The organism is Rhizobium sp. NXC24, assembly GCF_002944315.1.
Taxonomy (GTDB): domain Bacteria; phylum Pseudomonadota; class Alphaproteobacteria; order Rhizobiales; family Rhizobiaceae; genus Rhizobium.
In genome coordinates this window covers 4,084,444-4,101,243 of record NZ_CP024311.1, presented here as the reverse complement: position 1 = coordinate 4,101,243, position 16,800 = coordinate 4,084,444, and the positions used below count along the sequence as shown (strand labels likewise).

Here is a 16,800-nt window from a genome sequence, read left to right as displayed (position 1 = left end):
AGATAGCGGTAATCGATCTCTTCTTTCAGCACGTCAGGGCCGTATCTGTCCGGTGCCGCGCACGCGATATTTGAAAGAGGTAAGCTGCTCGACGCCAACGGGCCCGCGCGCATGCATCTTGCCCGTGGCGATGCCGATCTCCGCGCCCATGCCGAACTCGCCGCCATCGGCAAACTGCGTCGAAGCATTGTGCAGCAGGATCGCCGAATCGATCTCGGTGAAGAAGCGCTCGACCACGGCGGGATCCTCGGCGATGACGGCTTCGGTATGGTTGGACGAATATTTGCCGATATGGCCAATCGCGCCGGAAATACCGTCGACAATGGCGACGGAAATAATGGCGGCGAGATATTCGGTCGACCAATCCTCTTCCGTCGCGGCTTTCAATCCCGGCACAAGCTTGAGCACCTCGGCAGAACCGCGGATTTCGCAGCCTGCCGCGGCAAGCCCGTCGAGCAGCGGCTTCAGATGGGTGGACGCCACCTTCGAATCGACCAGCAGCGTTTCAGCCGCGCCGCAGATGCCCGTGCGGCGCATCTTGGCGTTGACGACGATGGATTTCGCCATCTCCAGATCGGCCGAGGCATCGATATAGATGTGGCAGAGGCCTTCGAGATGGGCGAAGACCGGCACGCGCGCTTCGGTCTGCACCCGGGCGACGAGGCTCTTGCCGCCGCGCGGCACGATGACGTCGATATTGCCCTCGAGGCCGCGCAGCATGGCGCCGACGGCGGCACGGTCGCTCACGGGCACGAGCTGAATGGCGTGCTCGGGTAGGCCGGCTGCCTTCAGCCCCTCGACCAGGCATTCATGGATCGCCTGAGAGGAACGGCGCGAATCGCTGCCGCAGCGCAAGATTACGGCATTGCCGGCTTTCAGGCACAGCGCGCCGGCATCGGCGGTGACGTTCGGCCGGCTTTCGAAGATGACGCCGATGACGCCGAGCGGCGTGCGCACGCGTTCGATCTTCAGCCCGTTCGGACGATCCCAGGCGGCGATAACTTCACCCACCGGATCGGCCAAGGCGGCGATGGCGCGAATGCCTTCGGCCATCTCGGCGACGCGCTTGTCGTTCAGCGTCAGGCGATCGACGAAGGAGGCCAGCATATCCGTGCCTTCGACGTCTTTCAGGTCCTTGGCGTTTTCGGCAAGGATATGATCCTTGCGGGCAAGAATGGCATCGGCCATGGCGTTCAACGCCTTGTTCTTGCTTTCGGTCGAAGCGAAGGCCAGAGGTCGCGACGCAGCCCGGGCCTTGCGGCCGATATCGTTCATCAGCGCATCGATGTCGGGGCTTTGTGCGACAGTATCAAGCATGAGCTTCATCCTTCTTCAATTTCTCGGCCTTCGTCTTGACGGACGCGGTCATGACGAGGTCGTCGCGATGCACCATGGCGGCGCGGCCGGGATAGCCGAGGATCGCCTCGATCTCCGCCGACTTGCGGCCGGTGATCTGGCGGGCTTCCTCGGCATCGTAACCGACAAGGCCACGGGCGATTTCTCGACCGGAGGGGCCGATAACGGCAACGGTGTCGCCGCGGCCGAAATTGCCGACAATGCTGCGCACGCCGGCAGGCAGAAGGCTCTTGCCGGCGCCGAGCGCGGTGACGGCGCCCTCGTCGACATGCAGCTCACCGGCGGGCTGCAATTGCCCGGCAATCCAGGTCTTTCGGGCGGTGACGGGCGTGCCCGAAGGCGCGAACCAGGAGGAGCGCGCGCCGTTTTCGATTGCGTTCAGCGGCCGGTCGGTCTTGCCCGAGGCGATGATCATGGCGCAGCCGGCGCCCGTGGCGATTTTGCCGGCATCGATCTTGGTGCGCATGCCGCCGCGCGACAGTTCGGAGGCCGCGCCGCCGGCCATGGCTTCGATTTCCGGCGTGATCTCGGCGATCGTTTCCAGGAATTTCGCTTGCGGATCGAGATGCGGTGGGGCGGTGTAGAGCCCATCGATGTCAGACAGCAGGATCAGCAGGTCGGCGCCGGTCATGGTGGCGACGCGGGCGGCCAGCCGGTCATTGTCGCCATAGCGGATTTCGCTGGTGGCGACCGTGTCGTTTTCGTTGATGATCGGTACGGCGCCGATCTTCAGGAGCTGATTGATGGTGGCGCGGGCGTTGAGATAGCGGCGGCGCTCTTCGGTATCGCCGAGTGTCAGCAGGATCTGGCCGGCGACGATATCGTCATGCGACAGGCTTTCTGACCAGGCGCGCGCCAGCGAAATCTGGCCGACGGCCGCGGCCGCCTGGCTTTCCTCCAGCTTCAATGCACCGGAGGGCAGGTCGAGCACCGAACGGCCGAGCGCGATAGCGCCGGAGGAGACGACGAGGACATCGGCCCCCTTGGCCTTCAGCCCGGCAATATCGGCGCACATGCCGTCAAGCCAGGTTTTCTTCAGGCCGGCCTTGCGATTGACCAGAAGGGCGGAGCCGATCTTGATGACGATGCGGCGGTAGCGGTCGAGCGGCTTGCGGGCAGTCATCCCTGCTGCTCCTCGTCGTCGTCGCTTTCCTTATCGACAACGGCCATGTCACGATGGCGCAGTTTCGGCGCTTTCGCCGGCTTCTCTTCCTGGGTGCCAGCGTTCGCCTCGACAATCACGTCGCGCAAAGCGCGCAACACCTCGGTCATGCCGCTGCCGGTGATGGCGGAAATGCGGAACGGCGTCTTGCCGCAGGCTCGCGCCAGTTCCCGCGTCTTTTTCTTCAACGTCTCCTCGTCCAGCACGTCGATTTGCGACAGTGCGACGATCTCCGGCTTGTCGGTGATATCGTTGCCATAGGCTTCGAGCTCGTGCTTCACCATCTTGTAGGCCTTGCCGACCTTTTCTTCCTGGGCGGAGACCAGATGCAGCAGCACGCGGGTGCGCTCGACATGGCCGAGGAAACGGTCACCGATGCCCACACCTTCATGCGCGCCCTCGATCAGGCCGGGAATGTCGGCCAGAATGAATTCCTGGCTATCGATGGTGGCGACGCCGAGATTGGGGTGCAGCGTCGTGAATGGATAGTTGGCGATCTTCGGCCGGGCGCGGCTGACGGCGGCAAGGAAGGTCGACTTGCCCGCATTTGGCAGGCCGACGAGGCCGGCATCGGCGATCAGCTTCAGCCGCAGCCAGATGGTCTTTTCTTCACCGGGCAGGCCGGGATTGGCCCAATCGGGCGCCTGATTGACCGAGGATTTGAAATAGGCGTTGCCGAAGCCGCCATTGCCGCCGGCGGCGAGACGAAAGCGCTGGCCCTCCTGTGTCAGGTCGCAGATCAGGGTTTCCTCGTCTTCTTCGAAAATCTGCGTGCCGACCGGGACCTTCAGCGTCACGTCGTCGCCCTTGGCGCCGGCGCGGTTCTTGCCCATGCCATGCATGCCGATCTTCGCCTTGAAATGCTGCTGATAGCGGAAATCGATCAGCGTATTCAGCCCGTTGACGGCCTCGACCCAGACATCGCCGCCGCGGCCGCCATCGCCACCGTCCGGACCGCCGAACTCGATGAATTTCTCACGCCGGAAGGACACGCTGCCCGCGCCGCCATCACCAGACCGAATATAGACCTTTGCTTCGTCGAGAAATTTCATTTTACTTCCGTCACTCGGTATTGGCGCATAACCCCTTACAACGAATGGAGTCAGGAAAGCCTATGCGCTCTTTTCAATTGTTACCGCGTCCTCTGCATGTCCGCCAGGACAGGCGGCGCGGTCATTTGCCCGTCATGTCGCCTTCGATATAGGCGCTTCAGCCGGAGGTCAAAGATTATCGTGAAGTTGGCAAGCTATAACATCCAGTGCGGCTTCGGCCTCGATGAAAGATATGATCTTGAACGCATCGTCGGAAACCTTGCGGGCGCCGATATCATCGCTTTGCAGGAAGTAACCCGCGGCTTTGTCCGCAACGGCCGTACCGATATGGTCGCTGCGATCGAAGCGTTGCTGCCAGACTATTACTCCATCTATGGAACGGGGCTGGATCTGCTGCCGCCGGGAGCGGCCCACGCGATCTGCGCTTCCAGTTCGGTAATATGGTGCTGTCGCGCTGGCCGATCCTTGCGACGCGGACGCTGCTTCTGCCGCGCAGCCGCACGCTTTCCAAACTCAATCTGCAGCGCGTTGCCGTCGAAGCGGTGATCGATGCCCCAGGCGGCGCGGTCCGGGTCTATTCCGTGCATCTCGACCACGTCTCTCCGGATGAGCGCATCCGCCAGATCCACTATCTCAAGGATCGTGCGATCAATTTTGTGCGTGATGGCGGTTCGCTGACGGGCGCCGTGGAGATCGACTTCGACGATCCGCCGCTGCCGGAGGATTTTATCCTGATGGGCGATTTCAACATGGTGCCGGAATCGCCGGAATATTGCGCGCTTGCCGGCCTGAAGGACGCCTTCTACGGGCGCATGCCGCGTTTCGATGTGCCGACCGACGCGCTCGACGTTGTCGGCGCGCTGAAGCCCGAAGCCTATAGCTGGATGGATCCGAAGGATCGTAACAAGCGCATGCATCTCGACTACTGCTTCATCAGTTGCGGGTTGAGTGACCGTCTGCGCTCGGCCCATGTGGATATCGATGCGGAAGGCTCCGATCATTTTCCGGTCTGGGTCGAAATCGACGGATAGGGCGCCATCGCCGGTGGAGCCGGCGATGACTGGTTTTTAAAGCGCATTGCAATCTTTCAGATTCGCTCCTTGCGCTTTAGATCTTTGATTTTGCGGATGTCGTTATCGCAAAACCGCTGCGCACTTTTGCGCGACATGTTTGGCTTCACGCCGCCTGCGAGAGCCGCAGCGCGCCCGGATTCAGCACGGTTTCGATATGCGGAACCATGGTGTTGCGGGCGAAGCTGTAGACCTCCGCGCAGCCGATGATGTCGAAGCCGAGCTTCTGCTGCAGCTTCAACGAGGCCGGATTGTCGGCGAAGACGCCGGAGAAGACGGCGACTTCGGGCATGCGGCGGGCGAAGCGCTCGAGTACGGCCGGGACAGCCTCGCTCATGATGCCGCGCCGCCAGTAGTAGCGGTTCAGCCAGTAGCCGAGATGCCAGCGGCCATGCCGGAGGTCGATGCCGACGCAGCCGATATGGACGTCGTCCCCCTCGGTGATGGCCAGCATCCAGTCGCTATCGAGGCCGGCGGTGCGCGGGACAAGCCAGTCCAGCGCATCCTGTCGGTCGTACGGCACCGGCACGCGGGCGAGCATGCGAGTGACGGCGAAATCCGACAGGGATTCCGTCATCGCGTCGGCATCGCCGAGCCGGTGCGGGCGCAGCGTCAGTCGCTCCGTCCGGATGACCGGCGTCGGTCCGGGCGTCAGGCTCCTGACGTCCCGGCGGGGCAAGATGGCGGCGTTCATCGCATGCCTCCCCAGCTTCTGAGTGACATCCAGGTCTTGCGGTCGAGCCGGTACCATTCGACCGATACCGTGCTGCCGAGTGCCAGCGATGCGGCAAGGCCGGATCCCTGGAACTGGAAGCCGCACTTCTGCACCACCCGCCTGGAGGCGACGTTCATGACCCTGCAGCGGGCGTCGATCTGCGCGACGTTTTCGCGCGTGCGGAAGACCATGTCGATCAGGGCATGGGCGGCTTCCGTCGTGTAGCCCTGGTTCCAATAGGGCTCGCCCAGCCAATAACCGATCTCAACAGTGCGCGGATCGGCCGTGGGTTCGACCCCGCAGCAACCGAGAAAGGCGCCGTTGTCGGCTTTGGTAATCGCATAGACGCACTTGCCAATCTCGCCAAGCTTCGTGCGTCGCACGAAATCGGCGGCATCATTGGTCGTATACGGGTGCGGCATACGCGATACCATTGTGGCGACGTTGGCGTTGTTGGCGAGATGGGCAAGGGCGTCGATGTCTTCTTCGTGGGGCGCGCGCAGAACGAGCCTTTCCGACAATAAGACAGGGCAATCGGTCCTTAACCGCTCCGGCCTCAGCCGTTCTTCGGGAGACCTCGATTGGCCTTCCCTTAACAATTCGCCTTGCATGGTTCAGTCCTCCTTGGTTGAGGGTAAAGAAAAAAGGGGAGATGGCGCCCCATCTCCCCTTTTTTCTTGACTGAACCTGATGCTTCAGCCGGGTCGATGAGACGCCGGCTGTTTTAGAGCGCTACCGGCTTATTCCGCTGCTTCCGCTTTCGGCATTACAGAGACGTACACGCGGCCATTGGCCTTCGTACGGTAGTCCACGTTGCCCGCCGTAAGCGCAAAAATCGTGTGATCCTTGCCGAGGCCGACATTGGCGCCCGGATGCCACTGCGTACCGCGCTGACGCACGATAATGTTGCCTGCGAGGACGGCTTCGCCGCCGAACTTCTTCACGCCAAGGCGCTTGGATTCGGAATCGCGACCGTTGCGCGAGGAACCGCCAGCTTTTTTGTGTGCCATTGGAGTTCTCCTTTAAACCTTGATCCCGTTACTTACTTGGCAGCCACGATGTCCGTGATGCGGACGACCGTGTGATGCTGGCGATGGCCGCGCGAACGCTTCGAGTTCTGACGACGGCGCTTCTTGAAGGCGATGACCTTCTTGCCGCGGTTGTGCTCGACCACTTCGGCCTTGACGGAAGCGCCCTTGACGAAGGGAGCACCAATCGCAGCGTCGGCGCCTTCGCCGATAACGAGGACTTCGGTGAATTCTACGGTGTCGCCGGCGGTGACTTCAAGCTTCTCGATGGTCAGCACGTCGTTTGCTGCCACACGGTACTGCTTACCGCCGGTCTTGATGACTGCGAACATTTTTTATCCTTTCATGTTCGTTCCGGCTCTCTCGCCCGAAAGGACAAGCGGCCGTCTTTTTATCAGTCTAAGTTTAGCAGGGATTCCAAAGGCTTGCGGCCTCGAAAAAGATCTGCCGGTGAAACCCCGCACAGAGCGAGGCGGCCAAGGCACGGACTTATCCACACCTATTGCGTCGCACGGGATATATAAGGGCCTGTGATCTGTCAAGGCAAAAGGATGAAAAGCTTGAATATTCACCCTTGCCATCCCATCCTTCTCTCGCTATGAGAACGCCCGCGCCGAGAAACGCGCCGACCAGCATAACCGGAGAGGTGGCAGAGTGGTCGAATGCACCGCACTCGAAATGCGGCATGCCTGCAAGGGCATCGTGGGTTCAAATCCCACCCTCTCCGCCATTGTCTTGTGCAGAATGCTGATTTTCCGGTTTCCCAAGCTGGAAGCCTTCCGCCAAAAGCCGAGCCCAGCCCGCCGATTGAATACGCCCAGCCTCATCGAAAATGCAAAAGAAACATCGTCGGCCCGACCAAAGTCATGGCGAAGATGAATAGTGATATGCCGAGCTTCAGTATCTTCATGCGGCGTGTCTTCACGCCATCCCAGTCGTAGTCCATGGCTATATCCCCCTTCCTTATTTGCACCGAGTTCGACGGCGCATTAGGAGTATCTTGTATGAGGGATGTGCGAGGCTTGCCGCGCTGCTGGGGAGTCTTTCTTCGACCGCCAGACCTTCGTGCGTTCATTTGAACGCACGAAGGTCGCTCCGGTCTTTCGAATGGGTGTACTTTTCGCTTTCGGTCGATTTCGCCTGAAAGCGGGATGCTCTACGTGCGATGGAAGACTTCGTCCGTTAGCAGCAAAAGGAAATTCTCGTCGTCCAGTTTGTTGGCGATCTGGCCGTCTTCCGTCATGTAGTCGAAAACGGGGCCTCCCGGTCGGTCCGAGAAGGCGAATTTGGGCCATTTCAATTGTTCGATAATGACGATGCGGCGTCCGGCGTCATTTTCGCATGCTATTCTTTTGGTCTCCTCGAAGTAGGTCATGGCGACACCTCAGTAGTAGTTCCAAACTGAAGCTTAGGTCGCGCTAACAGCGAGTCAACCTTAACATCGTGGCTAACACGTAAGTATTATCGCGCCCCGCGCCCTTCATTCGATCTATCGCCTTGGGCGGCATCACGAAAATCGCCGTTCGATGAACTCTCCAAGTGCGCGGCCTCATCCGTTTTAGCTACTTTAAGAGTGCTAAATTGACCAATAACAACTTCAGGTTTATTGTTGTCTCTCTAACGTAATGGAGAGGGGCATGAGAACGTTCGTGTGTTTTCTCGTCGTATTTTGGGGTGCCACGGCCGCAGGCGCAGCGCAAAACATTATACGTGTGTCGTCGATAATACCCGCAGCCGAGATCGCAGAAAGTGCCTTGTTGCTGCCGGGCCGCACGGACACGACCGGTTGCGTCTATACTAAAAAATACGGTCCTGACGGGGTTCGACTATGCTGCCGGCGGGCTGCCGGCTTACCGTCGAGCGAATCTGCGCCGGCAAAAGCGCGGGTGGTCGTTCACCCGTAGCCTTGCTCGCATTGCCCGGATTTCGAAAACCGGGTGCATTTGCTGTTTGAATGAGGAGGCCGGGGCGACGACGGCGGCCTCTCAACGTGTATGCCTGTGTAGAGCCGATGCGCTAGCGGACGGCCGGACCCTACTCCTGTGAATCATCAGACTCTTCGGGCTTGGGCTTGGCGCCGAAGAGGCTCTTCAAGGCATTGGTCTTCACTTTCGATGCCTTGCTGACTTTCAGGGCGCGCGTGGCCGCCTTGGCTTGTTCCAGCATCATCTCGATCTGGATCTGCTGGATTTCGGTCAGCCGCTCCCATTGGCGATTGAGCAGATGGTCGACTTTTTCGTGCAGGTGGCGGATTTCCAGTTCGGCTTTCAGGTTGACCTTATAGTCGTTGAGGGCACGCAACCGGTCCTTTGCTTCCTGCCGGCGCTGGCTCATCATGATGATCGGCGCCTGCAGGGCGGCGATGGTCGAAAGGATCAGGTTCAGCAGGATGAAGGGATAGGCGTCGAAGGCTTTGCTTTCGCCCATGGCGAGGTTGATGCCCATCCACACCGTCAGGAACAAGCAGAATGAGATGATGAAGGTCCAACTGCCGCCGAAGGCTGCGACCATATCGGCCATTCGGTCGCCGATGGAGCGATGGTCCTCGTAATCCTCTTCGATGTTCTCGGCCAGGGTGTCGTGCGTCTTCAAGCTTTCGACGACTTCGTCCTCCAAGTTCGAAAGCTCGCCGCGCTCGTCCGTCAGCAGCTCGGCGATATATTGGGCGCGATAGTCGTCCATCGCCTTGCGGCTGATATAGTCGTCGGAGCGGATGCCCGGATGTTTCTGGCGCACGAATTCCGCAAGCGATGGGCGCAGGTCATCGAAATGGACCGCATCCTTCTTCTTGAGGGTTGCGCCGGTAATGGCGTCGACGAGCTTGACCGACTTGGCCTTCGCCTGCGCGAGGCTTTTCGTATAGTCGTCCATCTCCACGGTCGCTGCTTCGCCTTCGCCCGCGTCAAAATCGACTATACCTTCCGCCGGATCTGTCTCTGTCATATCGCCCTCTTTCGCAGTTGCTGGTCGTCTAGCCGATGATCGGAACAGGATTGTGACTGTAGATTGGCGGCGCGATTGGCTTTGACAAAACTGTCCGGTTCTGCCTCAGTCTCGGCCGGCCACTCCTTCTCTGTAAATGCTCCTAGCGATCTTATCCTAAGCAATGGCAAATAAATTTATGCTGCAAGTGCGTTGGCCCAGCGAATGATGCTCCATTCGCCCATCGCCAGAAATATATTAGCAACATTTAACAACTGATCCGTGAGTCATTGAAATCGCTTGTAAAATCGCAAGGCGATTGCCTCGCAAATTTTCGTCAAACAAGCAGAAATGTGCGTTTTGAGCCCCTTGACCATGGTGAGTGGGTTTCTATTTGCCGCAGTGCAGCAGGCGTCTCGCAACGCCTTACAGTGGCCAACTTCCAACGAATTTCTCAATAGGCCTCGGCCTGTTGCATGGATTTATGCGCGTGCGGAAAGGATACTTATGCACAATCCCCCGGCAGATGACTTGGAGTCCATCGCCCGGCAGGGCGGTCGTCTCAAGCGAATGGCTGTTCGCATACCCACCTATTTGACGGATGTGCGGGAAAATCCGGCTTGGTTGCCGATGTTTCTGCTGGCGCGAACGATGCCGTTTCGGCGCATGCATTGGTTCGCGACCAGGCGGCCGGTGGCGCGTCCAGGGGCCGGCACATCGATGTTCACGGGGGTCGAGTGCGATGCTGTCGTCAATGCGCTGCGAACCGACGGGCTTTTTCCCGGCCTGATACTGCCCGACAATATTCATCGGGAAATTGCCGAGTTTGCCGGGAGCACCGGCTGCTTCGGCAATTTCGACAGGAAGCTGGAATTCGTGGCGCCCGAACATACGGATGCGGAGGCGCGATTCGGGCGCTCGCTCCTCAGCGGGCATTTTTTCGAGCGTTCGCTCGATTGCGACGCGGTGCTGGCGGTTCAGCGCGATCCGCTGCTCGGGGACGTCGCCCGACATTATCTCGGCGGGCAGGCCCAGGTGATAACCACCCGCATCTGGTGGAGTTTTCCGACAAAATCGGCCTCCGAGGCCGAGTTAAGCCGTGCCTCGTTCAAATATCATTTCGACCTTGATGACTGGCGAATGCTGAAGTTCTTTTTCAATCTGGTCGATGTGGATGAAGGCACCGGGCCGCATGTCTTCGTCAAGGGCAGCCACAGACGGCGGCGGATGAAGCATCAATTGACGCTCCTCGTCGGCCATCCGGCGGAGGAGGTGCTTCGATTTTACGGAGAGGAAAGCGCCGTCACGCTGACCGGCAAGGCCGGTTTCGGCTTCGTCGAAGATCCCTTCGGTTTCCACATGGGCACCATGCCGACGCAAAAGCCGCGGCTGATGATGGAAGTCGGCTTCGGCGTTTCGAAACCGTCTCGCCGCCGATTCCATGGGGAGCCGGTCTTGCGGTAGATGATGGTCCATGGGCTCTGCCCGGACGCTGTTCATTCGGGCGGTTTTTTCAGATAGGCGCCGGTCCCTCTGCCAAGGTGCCATGGCCGTTCGGCGTCTGGATCGTTTCGCAGGTTCCGGCAGGAACCAGTTTCCAGGCATTCTGCTGGTAGTCGATTGTCGAGGTGCCGGCACAGGTGGTGCCCGCGCCGGTGGCGCAATCGTTCTGACCCTTGAGCGCAACGCCGTAGCACTTTTCCTTGGCCTTGCTGTCGGCTGCTGTAGCGGGAGCGGCGACAAGGGATGCGACCGCGGAGGCCAGCATGCCGGCAATGGCCACCGTGACGACGCTGTCTTTCATCATCCTGGCTCCCTCAAGCGTACAAAGCGTCGTTGCATTGCACTGACGTCGATAGAAACGCTCGGCGTATATTACAGCATTAGCGGTGATGTTTGATTGCTGTCCAAATTCCTGCGAGAGCAGTCTATTACTCGATTCCTTGCATGTATACCGGGAGCAGGGATGAGCTTTGGTTCTGTAAGCAGGGAAGATACCATGGCCGAGGGGCATTATTAGACTGATCGTCAGATAGCGGCCTTTCCAAGCTGCGCTCTTTCATGTCTCATAACGGTCGAATCACTGGCTGAAATCCGCTTCAGGCAAGGTTTTGCAAAAGAATGACCATTGCCAGTAACAAAATCGTGGAGTCGCGCGTAGGAGATGTCGAATGAATTATTCGGCGCGCGAAGAGGAATGGGCAGTCTGGATGCGGGCAGCCATAGACGGCGATGCGCAGGCCTATCATCGCTTCCTGTCCACTGTCACTCCGCATTTGCGCGCCATGGCGCGCCGACGTTGCGATCAGTTCGGCGCGCCGGCAAGCGAGGCCGAGGACGTGGTCCAGGAAGTGCTACTGACGATCCATCTCAAACGCGGAACGTGGGACATCTCCCGTCCCATCGGGCCGTGGCTATCGACCATCGTGCGCAACAAGCTGATAGACAGCCTGAGGCGACGCGGGCGGCATATGAGCGTGCCGATCGACGATGTCATCGATATTTTGGAGGCGGAAGAGCAGACGGATGCCTTGGATCGCCTTGATGTCGATCACATGCTGGAGCAATTGAAGGATCCGCAGCGAACCATCGTACGCTCGATTTCCGTCGAGGGAACAAGCGTGCGCGAGACGGCCGATCGGCTGAAGATGACGGAGGGTGCGGTGCGCGTCGCCCTGCATCGCGCATTGAAGGCGCTTGCCGCCTTATATCGGAGCGAGACCAGTGAAAACCGATGACCTCATCAATCTTCTGGCGCAGGATGCGCCGGTCCGCGCGCGGATCGGGCAGGCGCTGACGCTGGCGGTCGTCGGTGGCATCCTCATCAGCGGCGCGATCTTTTTCGCTGCAATCGGGTTTCGTCCCGATATCGGCAATGCCATGGAAACGATCCGCTTCCTGTTCAAATTCGTCGTCACCATTGCGCTGGCCGTCACCGCCGGTGCCGTCGTCTTCCGCATCGGCCGGCCCGGCGTATCGTTGCGCCCCTGGGGCTGGATGCTTTTTGCCGCCCCGCTGTTGTTGGCTGCTGCCGCGCTGGCCGAAATGATGGTCATGCCGGTCGATAGCTGGGGCGCGCGGATGATCGGGCACAATGCCCGCTTTTGCCTGACCTTCATTCCGCTACTGTCGATCGGCCCGCTTGCCTGCTTCCTTTTCGCACTGCGCCAAGGAGCGCCGGAAAATCCGGGCATCGCCGGCGCGGTCGCCGGGCTCGCAGCAAGCGGCATCGCCGCCACCTTCTATGCTTCCAATTGCACGGACGACAGCCCGCTCTTTGTTTTGCTCTGGTATCCGATCGCCGTCGCTGCGGTGACGGCGGTTGGATATTTCGCTGGTAAGCGCATGCTGCGCTGGTGATGTAGCTGCTGTTGTCGGTGGCCAGCCGATTTTAGATATAGGCTGGAAACGCCGCTATTCAGGGACTATCTTGTCTCTTGCCCAAAAAATCGCATTCGCTGGCGTTAAAGTGTTTGCATCCGCGGCGAATTCCATTATAGAGGCGCTGCTTTCCCCGCGGGGGCGTCCATCGTCCGGCGGCTGTTGGGAAATAGTTCAATGGTAGAACAGCGGACTCTGACTCCGTTAATCTTGGTTCGAATCCAGGTTTCCCAGCCAATCTAAGCTTCCAATCAACAGGCCCTCGTTCGCAGACATAAACTGTCCGCGTTCATACGCATGTTGCAAGCGGGCTGCCCGCAAGGCGTCGATACGACTTTTTGATCGCCGGCCTCGATCGCCTCTTTCCGCGAGCGAAATCGCAACACACCGAGACAATCTGTGAGCGAATTGGCAGTGGGAGCTTCCAAAAACGTTTGTGGACGTTGTACAAGTCGGGCATCCATCGCCAATATTTCTTGGCAATATAGGTCTGGCGACCGCGACGTACATTAGAAGTTGTATTTAAAAGTTTTAGGTGAGACTAAAAGCGAAATGACGATACTGGTTTCTGGTGGCGCCGGGTTTATCGGCGGGAATTTCGTTCTCGATTGGCTCGATCAGTTCGATGAAACGGTGATCAATCTCGACAAGCTGACCTATGCCGGCAATTTGGACACGCTGAAAGAATTGAACGGCAATAATCGCCACGTGTTCGTTTATGGCGATATTGGCGACCGCGATTTGGTCGGTGATCTGCTCGCTACCCATAGGCCGCGCGCCGTCGTCAATTTTGCCGCCGAAAGCCATGTCGACCGCTCCATTCATGGACCTGGCGAGTTCATCCAGACGAATGTCGTCGGCACGTTCAATTTGCTCGAATCGGTTCGTGGTTATTGGGACGGCCTGCCGGGTGACGAGAAGCAGGCGTTTCGCTTTCTTCATGTCTCGACCGACGAGGTCTATGGCACGCTTTCAAAGGACGATGCGCCGTTCAACGAGCTCAATCGATACGAACCGAACAGCCCCTATTCCGCGAGTAAGGCGGCGTCCGACCATCTGGTGCGGGCCTGGCATCATACTTATGGCCTGCCGGTATTGACGACGAATTGCAGCAATAATTACGGCCCCTATCATTTTCCTGAGAAGCTGATCCCCCTGGTGATCTTGAATGCCTTGGCGGGAAAGAGCCTTCCGATCTATGGCGATGGCCAGCAGATTCGCGATTGGCTCTATGTCAGGGATCACTGCAGCGCCATCCGCCGCGTGCTTCAATCCGGCAAGGTCGGCGAGACCTATAATGTCGGCGGCTGGAACGAAAAGCCCAATCTCGACGTCGTGCATACGATCTGCAGTATTCTCGACGAGTTGCGGCCCAAGTCTGGCGGCGGTCGCTATAAGGACCAGATTGCTTTCGTGAAGGACCGGCCCGGTCACGATCGCCGCTATGCGATCGATGCCCGTAAGCTCGAACGCGAATTGGGCTGGAAGCCCGAAGAGACCTTCGAGACCGGCATTCGCAAGACGATCGAATGGTATCTCGCTAATCAGGATTGGGTGGGGAACGTCACCAGCGGCGCTTACCGCGAATGGGTCGGCAAGCAGTATGAGGTTCAGGCGTGAGCGCGCTTCTGATCACCGGCGCCAATGGGCAGGTCGGCTTCGAATTGCAGCGTTCTCTGGCGTCGTTGGGCCAAATAATTGCCGCGACGCGTGCCGAGATGGATTTGGCCGATGAAGCGAGCATCCTCTCCGTGCTCAGGGAGCACAAGCCGGCGATCATCGTAAATCCCGCCGCCTATACGGCCGTCGATCGCGCCGAGAGCGAAAGGGAGCAGGCGATGGCGGTCAATGCCGCAGCGCCCGGCGTGCTGGCGCGCTGGGCTGCCGATAACGGCGCCTATCTCCTGCACTATTCGACGGACTACCTCTTCGACGGGATGAAAGCCGATCCCTATGCGGAGAGCGACCCGGTCAATCCGCAGTCGGTCTATGGTGAAAGCAAGTGGCTGGGCGAAGAGGCCGTGCGCGCTGCCGGCGCAAATCATGTCATCTTGCGGACAAGCTGGGTTTACGGGCATCACGGCAACAACTTCCTCAAGACCATCCTGCGGCTGGCGCAGGAGCGCAGCGCGTTGAACGTCGTTGCCGACCAGGTCGGCGCACCGACTTCGGCGGCGCTGATTGCGGATGTCACGCGCAGGATCATCGAGGTCGTCAGTGGCCCGAATGCGTCTGATGTGTCGGGCACCTATCACCTGAGCGCCGGGGGCAATACGTCATGGCATGGCTATGCCACGCATATCGTCCGCGAAGCTTCGGCGAAAAACGTCAAGCTTGCTCTGACGCCCGATGCTCTCAAGCCGATTTCGACCGCCGAATATCCGACGCCGGCGAAGCGGCCACAAAATTCCAGACTGGACTGCGCGAAATTGACGGATTGTTTCGACTTGCGTCTTCCCGCGTGGCAGGAAGGTGTGAATGAGGTGATTGAAAGGCTTGCACGGGCCATCAATTGAAGGCGCTTATTTCCATAATTATGATTTGTAATCAATGAGTTGATTGGCTGTAAGACGAATTCGATACGAGACGTTTCTACAATGAACAAAGCACGTAAAGGCATCATACTCGCCGGCGGATCCGGGACTCGCCTGTACCCCGCCACCCTTGCCGTCAGCAAGCAGCTCCTGCCGATCTACGACAAGCCGATGATCTACTATCCGCTGACGACTTTGATGTTGGCCGGCATTCGCGAAATCCTGATCATTTCGACGCCGCAGGATACGCCTCGTTTCGAACAGTTGCTGAGAGACGGAAGCCAGTGGGGCATCAAGCTCGACTATGCGGTTCAGCCGAGCCCGGATGGTCTTGCCCAGGCGTTTCTCATCGGGGAGGCGTTTCTCGATGGTGCTCCGTCCGCCCTAGTGCTGGGAGACAACATCTTCTACGGGCACGATTTCACCAAGCTTCTTCATCAAGCAAACGACAAGCAGGGCGGCGCCACCGTTTTTGCCTACCACGTGCAGGATCCGCAGCGTTACGGCGTGGTCGAGTTCGATTCGCAGGGGCGTGCGATCAGCCTCGAAGAAAAGCCGAAAGTCCCCAAGAGCCACTATGCCGTCACCGGGCTCTATTTCTACGACGCCGATGTCGTCAATGTGGCGAAGTCCATACGTCCCTCGCCGCGCGGCGAACTGGAAATAACCGATGTCAACGCGCATTACCTCAGGGCAGGGCAGCTCGACGTCCAGACGATGGGCCGTGGCTATGCCTGGCTCGACACCGGCACGCATGAATCGATGCTGGAGGCGAGCCATTACATCGCCACCATCGAAAGCCGGCAGGGCCTGAAGGTAGCCTGCCCCGAGGAAATCGCCTATCGGAGCCGCTGGATCGACGCTTCCCAGGTCGAGGCCCTGGCCGATCCGCTGAAGAAAAATGCTTATGGGCAGTATCTTCTCGGGATGCTGCGGGAACGGGTATTTTAACAACGCGCTTGGTGATGCCGCGCGCTGCCGGCCGCGCCAATGCGGGCTGAGTGAAGCAGGAAAGACAGATGAAAGCCATCGATACCGCCATACCGGACGTCAAGATCATCGAACCCACGGTGTTTGCCGACGATCGCGGGTTTTTCTTTGAGAGCTTCAGCCAGGTAAAATTCGAAGCAGCGACCGGACTAAGCCCGACATTCGTGCAGGACAATCACAGCCGGTCCGGGAAAGGTGTCCTGCGCGGCCTGCATTATCAGTTGCCGCCACGCGCTCAGGCCAAGCTCGTCCGGGTCGTCATCGGAGAGGTGTACGATGTTGCCGTCGACATCAGACGGTCTTCCCCGACCTTCGGCCAGTGGGTCGGTGTGCTTCTGTCGGAGGAGAACAAGCGCCAGCTTTGGATTCCGGAAGGGTTTGCGCACGGGTTCCTGACCTTGAGCGACCGCGTCGAATTCCTTTACAAGACCACTGATTATTATGCTCCGGAGAGCGATCGCGGCATTCGCTGGGACGATCCGGAGCTCGCGATCGATTGGAAATCCGCCATCGACGATCTGACGCTTTCCGGGAAGGATCAGCGGCAGCCGCTGCTGGCGGATGCCGAGATATTCGATTGATCCCGCATT

Annotated in this window: 18 protein-coding genes, 2 tRNA genes and 1 pseudogene; 10 read left to right on the top strand and 11 right to left on the bottom strand. The window is 59.2% G+C overall.

The genetic code is table 11. The features are described 5' to 3' along the window. Positions 1-33: 33 nt before the first annotated feature. Genes NXC24_RS20045 through obgE form a run of 3 tightly spaced genes read right to left on the bottom strand, consistent with a single transcriptional unit; the run spans position 34 to position 3,570 of the window. Positions 34-1,317, bottom strand: coding sequence for a glutamate-5-semialdehyde dehydrogenase (locus NXC24_RS20045; RefSeq protein ID WP_104825278.1), 1,284 nt, complete (start codon positions 1,315-1,317; stop codon positions 34-36). Beyond that, complete coding sequence (gene proB / locus NXC24_RS20040) at positions 1,310-2,479, bottom strand: glutamate 5-kinase (protein ID WP_104824878.1); 1,170 nt, start codon at positions 2,477-2,479, stop codon at positions 1,310-1,312. Before proB ends, NXC24_RS20045 begins: the two co-directional genes overlap by 8 nt. Next, a complete protein-coding gene (obgE, locus tag NXC24_RS20035; protein ID WP_104824877.1) occupies positions 2,476-3,570 on the bottom strand; it encodes a GTPase ObgE in 1,095 nt (364 codons plus the stop codon). The genes proB and obgE overlap by 4 nt, the downstream gene beginning before the upstream one ends. Before the next feature lie 180 nt (positions 3,571-3,750). On the opposite strand from obgE, the pseudogene NXC24_RS20030 reads away from it, so the two are divergent. Beyond that, positions 3,751-4,601: pseudogene (locus tag NXC24_RS20030) on the top strand (endonuclease/exonuclease/phosphatase family protein). Between the two features lie 145 nt (positions 4,602-4,746). Here the strand turns inward: NXC24_RS20030 and NXC24_RS20025 are convergent. The 4 genes from NXC24_RS20025 to rplU form a co-directional block, all read right to left on the bottom strand. Continuing rightward, positions 4,747-5,334 (bottom strand): GNAT family N-acetyltransferase, encoded by a 588-nt coding sequence (locus tag NXC24_RS20025; RefSeq protein WP_104824876.1) that lies wholly within the window; start codon positions 5,332-5,334, stop codon positions 4,747-4,749. Then, on the bottom strand, positions 5,331-5,966 hold the full coding sequence (locus NXC24_RS20020; protein WP_104824875.1) for a GNAT family protein: 636 nt from the start codon (positions 5,964-5,966) through the stop codon (positions 5,331-5,333). The genes NXC24_RS20025 and NXC24_RS20020 overlap by 4 nt, the downstream gene beginning before the upstream one ends. Before the next feature lie 129 nt (positions 5,967-6,095). Further along, positions 6,096-6,365, bottom strand: a complete 270-nt coding sequence (gene rpmA, locus NXC24_RS20015; RefSeq protein WP_104824874.1) for a 50S ribosomal protein L27 — start codon at positions 6,363-6,365, stop codon at positions 6,096-6,098. A gap of 32 nt (positions 6,366-6,397) precedes the next feature. Beyond that, the gene (gene rplU / locus NXC24_RS20010) at positions 6,398-6,715 is read right to left on the bottom strand and encodes a 50S ribosomal protein L21 (RefSeq protein ID WP_028753733.1); all 318 of its coding nucleotides are present in this window, start codon (positions 6,713-6,715) and stop codon (positions 6,398-6,400) included. A gap of 308 nt (positions 6,716-7,023) precedes the next feature. Between rplU and NXC24_RS20005 the strand changes: the two genes are divergently transcribed. Next, positions 7,024-7,113 (top strand) — tRNA-Ser (locus NXC24_RS20005). A 93-nt stretch (positions 7,114-7,206) separates the two neighbouring features. On the opposite strand, the gene NXC24_RS36195 is transcribed toward NXC24_RS20005, so the two are convergent. The 3 genes from NXC24_RS36195 to NXC24_RS19995 all read right to left on the bottom strand — a co-directional run bounded on the left by NXC24_RS36195 (position 7,207) and on the right by NXC24_RS19995 (position 9,326). Beyond that, complete coding sequence (locus tag NXC24_RS36195; RefSeq protein ID WP_260303210.1) at positions 7,207-7,329, bottom strand: hypothetical protein; 123 nt, start codon at positions 7,327-7,329, stop codon at positions 7,207-7,209. Positions 7,330-7,539: 210 nt separating this feature from the next. Further along, positions 7,540-7,758 carry a hypothetical protein gene (locus NXC24_RS20000; protein ID WP_104824873.1) on the bottom strand — a complete coding sequence of 73 codons (219 nt, stop codon included), beginning with the start codon at positions 7,756-7,758 and terminating at the stop codon, positions 7,540-7,542. Between the two features lie 659 nt (positions 7,759-8,417). After that, positions 8,418-9,326 (bottom strand): DUF1003 domain-containing protein, encoded by a 909-nt coding sequence (locus NXC24_RS19995; protein WP_104824872.1) that lies wholly within the window; start codon positions 9,324-9,326, stop codon positions 8,418-8,420. A gap of 486 nt (positions 9,327-9,812) precedes the next feature. Between NXC24_RS19995 and NXC24_RS19990 the strand changes: the two genes are divergently transcribed. Next, the gene (locus NXC24_RS19990; RefSeq protein WP_104824871.1) at positions 9,813-10,769 is read left to right on the top strand and encodes a hypothetical protein; all 957 of its coding nucleotides are present in this window, start codon (positions 9,813-9,815) and stop codon (positions 10,767-10,769) included. Positions 10,770-10,818: 49 nt separating this feature from the next. Here NXC24_RS19990 and NXC24_RS19985 read toward each other — a convergent pair whose 3' ends face one another. Beyond that, positions 10,819-11,109 carry a DUF2282 domain-containing protein gene (locus NXC24_RS19985; protein WP_104825277.1) on the bottom strand — a complete coding sequence of 97 codons (291 nt, stop codon included), beginning with the start codon at positions 11,107-11,109 and terminating at the stop codon, positions 10,819-10,821. 367 nt (positions 11,110-11,476) lie between these two features. Here NXC24_RS19985 and NXC24_RS19980 point away from each other — a divergent pair, with 367 nt between their 5' ends. The 7 genes from NXC24_RS19980 (at position 11,477) to rfbC (ending at position 16,791) form a co-directional block, all read left to right on the top strand. Next, complete coding sequence (locus NXC24_RS19980) at positions 11,477-12,043, top strand: sigma-70 family RNA polymerase sigma factor (protein WP_104824870.1); 567 nt, start codon at positions 11,477-11,479, stop codon at positions 12,041-12,043. Beyond that, on the top strand, positions 12,030-12,665 hold the full coding sequence (locus NXC24_RS19975) for an NrsF family protein (RefSeq protein ID WP_104824869.1): 636 nt from the start codon (positions 12,030-12,032) through the stop codon (positions 12,663-12,665). Before NXC24_RS19980 ends, NXC24_RS19975 begins: the two co-directional genes overlap by 14 nt. 184 nt (positions 12,666-12,849) lie before the next feature. After that, a tRNA-Gln gene (locus NXC24_RS19970) sits at positions 12,850-12,923 on the top strand. A 315-nt stretch (positions 12,924-13,238) separates the two neighbouring features. Then, positions 13,239-14,306 carry a dTDP-glucose 4,6-dehydratase gene (gene rfbB / locus NXC24_RS19965; RefSeq protein ID WP_104824868.1) on the top strand — a complete coding sequence of 356 codons (1,068 nt, stop codon included), beginning with the start codon at positions 13,239-13,241 and terminating at the stop codon, positions 14,304-14,306. Then, positions 14,303-15,202, top strand: coding sequence for a dTDP-4-dehydrorhamnose reductase (rfbD, locus tag NXC24_RS19960; RefSeq protein ID WP_104824867.1), 900 nt, complete (start codon positions 14,303-14,305; stop codon positions 15,200-15,202). Before rfbB ends, rfbD begins: the two co-directional genes overlap by 4 nt. Before the next feature lie 81 nt (positions 15,203-15,283). Continuing rightward, a complete protein-coding gene (gene rfbA / locus NXC24_RS19955; protein ID WP_104824866.1) occupies positions 15,284-16,171 on the top strand; it encodes a glucose-1-phosphate thymidylyltransferase RfbA in 888 nt (295 codons plus the stop codon). Positions 16,172-16,239: 68 nt separating this feature from the next. Next, a complete protein-coding gene (rfbC, locus tag NXC24_RS19950; RefSeq protein ID WP_104824865.1) occupies positions 16,240-16,791 on the top strand; it encodes a dTDP-4-dehydrorhamnose 3,5-epimerase in 552 nt (183 codons plus the stop codon). Positions 16,792-16,800 lie beyond the last annotated feature (9 nt).

Bases quoted from the DNA above. Each gene is read 5' to 3' on its own strand.
- NXC24_RS20045 (WP_104825278.1), bottom strand. From the start codon at position 1,317: ATGCTTGATACTGTCGCACAAAGCCCCGACATCGATGCGCTGATGAAC.
- proB (WP_104824878.1), bottom strand. From the start codon at position 2,479: ATGACTGCCCGCAAGCCGCTCGACCGCTACCGCCGCATCGTCATCAAG.
- obgE (WP_104824877.1), bottom strand. From the start codon at position 3,570: ATGAAATTTCTCGACGAAGCAAAGGTCTATATTCGGTCTGGTGATGGC.
- NXC24_RS20025 (WP_104824876.1), bottom strand. From the start codon at position 5,334: ATGAACGCCGCCATCTTGCCCCGCCGGGACGTCAGGAGCCTGACGCCC.
- NXC24_RS20020 (WP_104824875.1), bottom strand. From the start codon at position 5,966: ATGCAAGGCGAATTGTTAAGGGAAGGCCAATCGAGGTCTCCCGAAGAA.
- rpmA (WP_104824874.1), bottom strand. From the start codon at position 6,365: ATGGCACACAAAAAAGCTGGCGGTTCCTCGCGCAACGGTCGCGATTCC.
- rplU (WP_028753733.1), bottom strand. From the start codon at position 6,715: ATGTTCGCAGTCATCAAGACCGGCGGTAAGCAGTACCGTGTGGCAGCA.
- NXC24_RS36195 (WP_260303210.1), bottom strand. From the start codon at position 7,329: ATGGACTACGACTGGGATGGCGTGAAGACACGCCGCATGAAGATACTG.
- NXC24_RS20000 (WP_104824873.1), bottom strand. From the start codon at position 7,758: ATGACCTACTTCGAGGAGACCAAAAGAATAGCATGCGAAAATGACGCC.
- NXC24_RS19995 (WP_104824872.1), bottom strand. From the start codon at position 9,326: ATGACAGAGACAGATCCGGCGGAAGGTATAGTCGATTTTGACGCGGGC.
- NXC24_RS19990 (WP_104824871.1), top strand. From the start codon at position 9,813: ATGCACAATCCCCCGGCAGATGACTTGGAGTCCATCGCCCGGCAGGGC.
- NXC24_RS19985 (WP_104825277.1), bottom strand. From the start codon at position 11,109: ATGAAAGACAGCGTCGTCACGGTGGCCATTGCCGGCATGCTGGCCTCC.
- NXC24_RS19980 (WP_104824870.1), top strand. From the start codon at position 11,477: ATGAATTATTCGGCGCGCGAAGAGGAATGGGCAGTCTGGATGCGGGCA.
- rfbB (WP_104824868.1), top strand. From the start codon at position 13,239: ATGACGATACTGGTTTCTGGTGGCGCCGGGTTTATCGGCGGGAATTTC.
- rfbA (WP_104824866.1), top strand. From the start codon at position 15,284: ATGAACAAAGCACGTAAAGGCATCATACTCGCCGGCGGATCCGGGACT.
- rfbC (WP_104824865.1), top strand. From the start codon at position 16,240: ATGAAAGCCATCGATACCGCCATACCGGACGTCAAGATCATCGAACCC.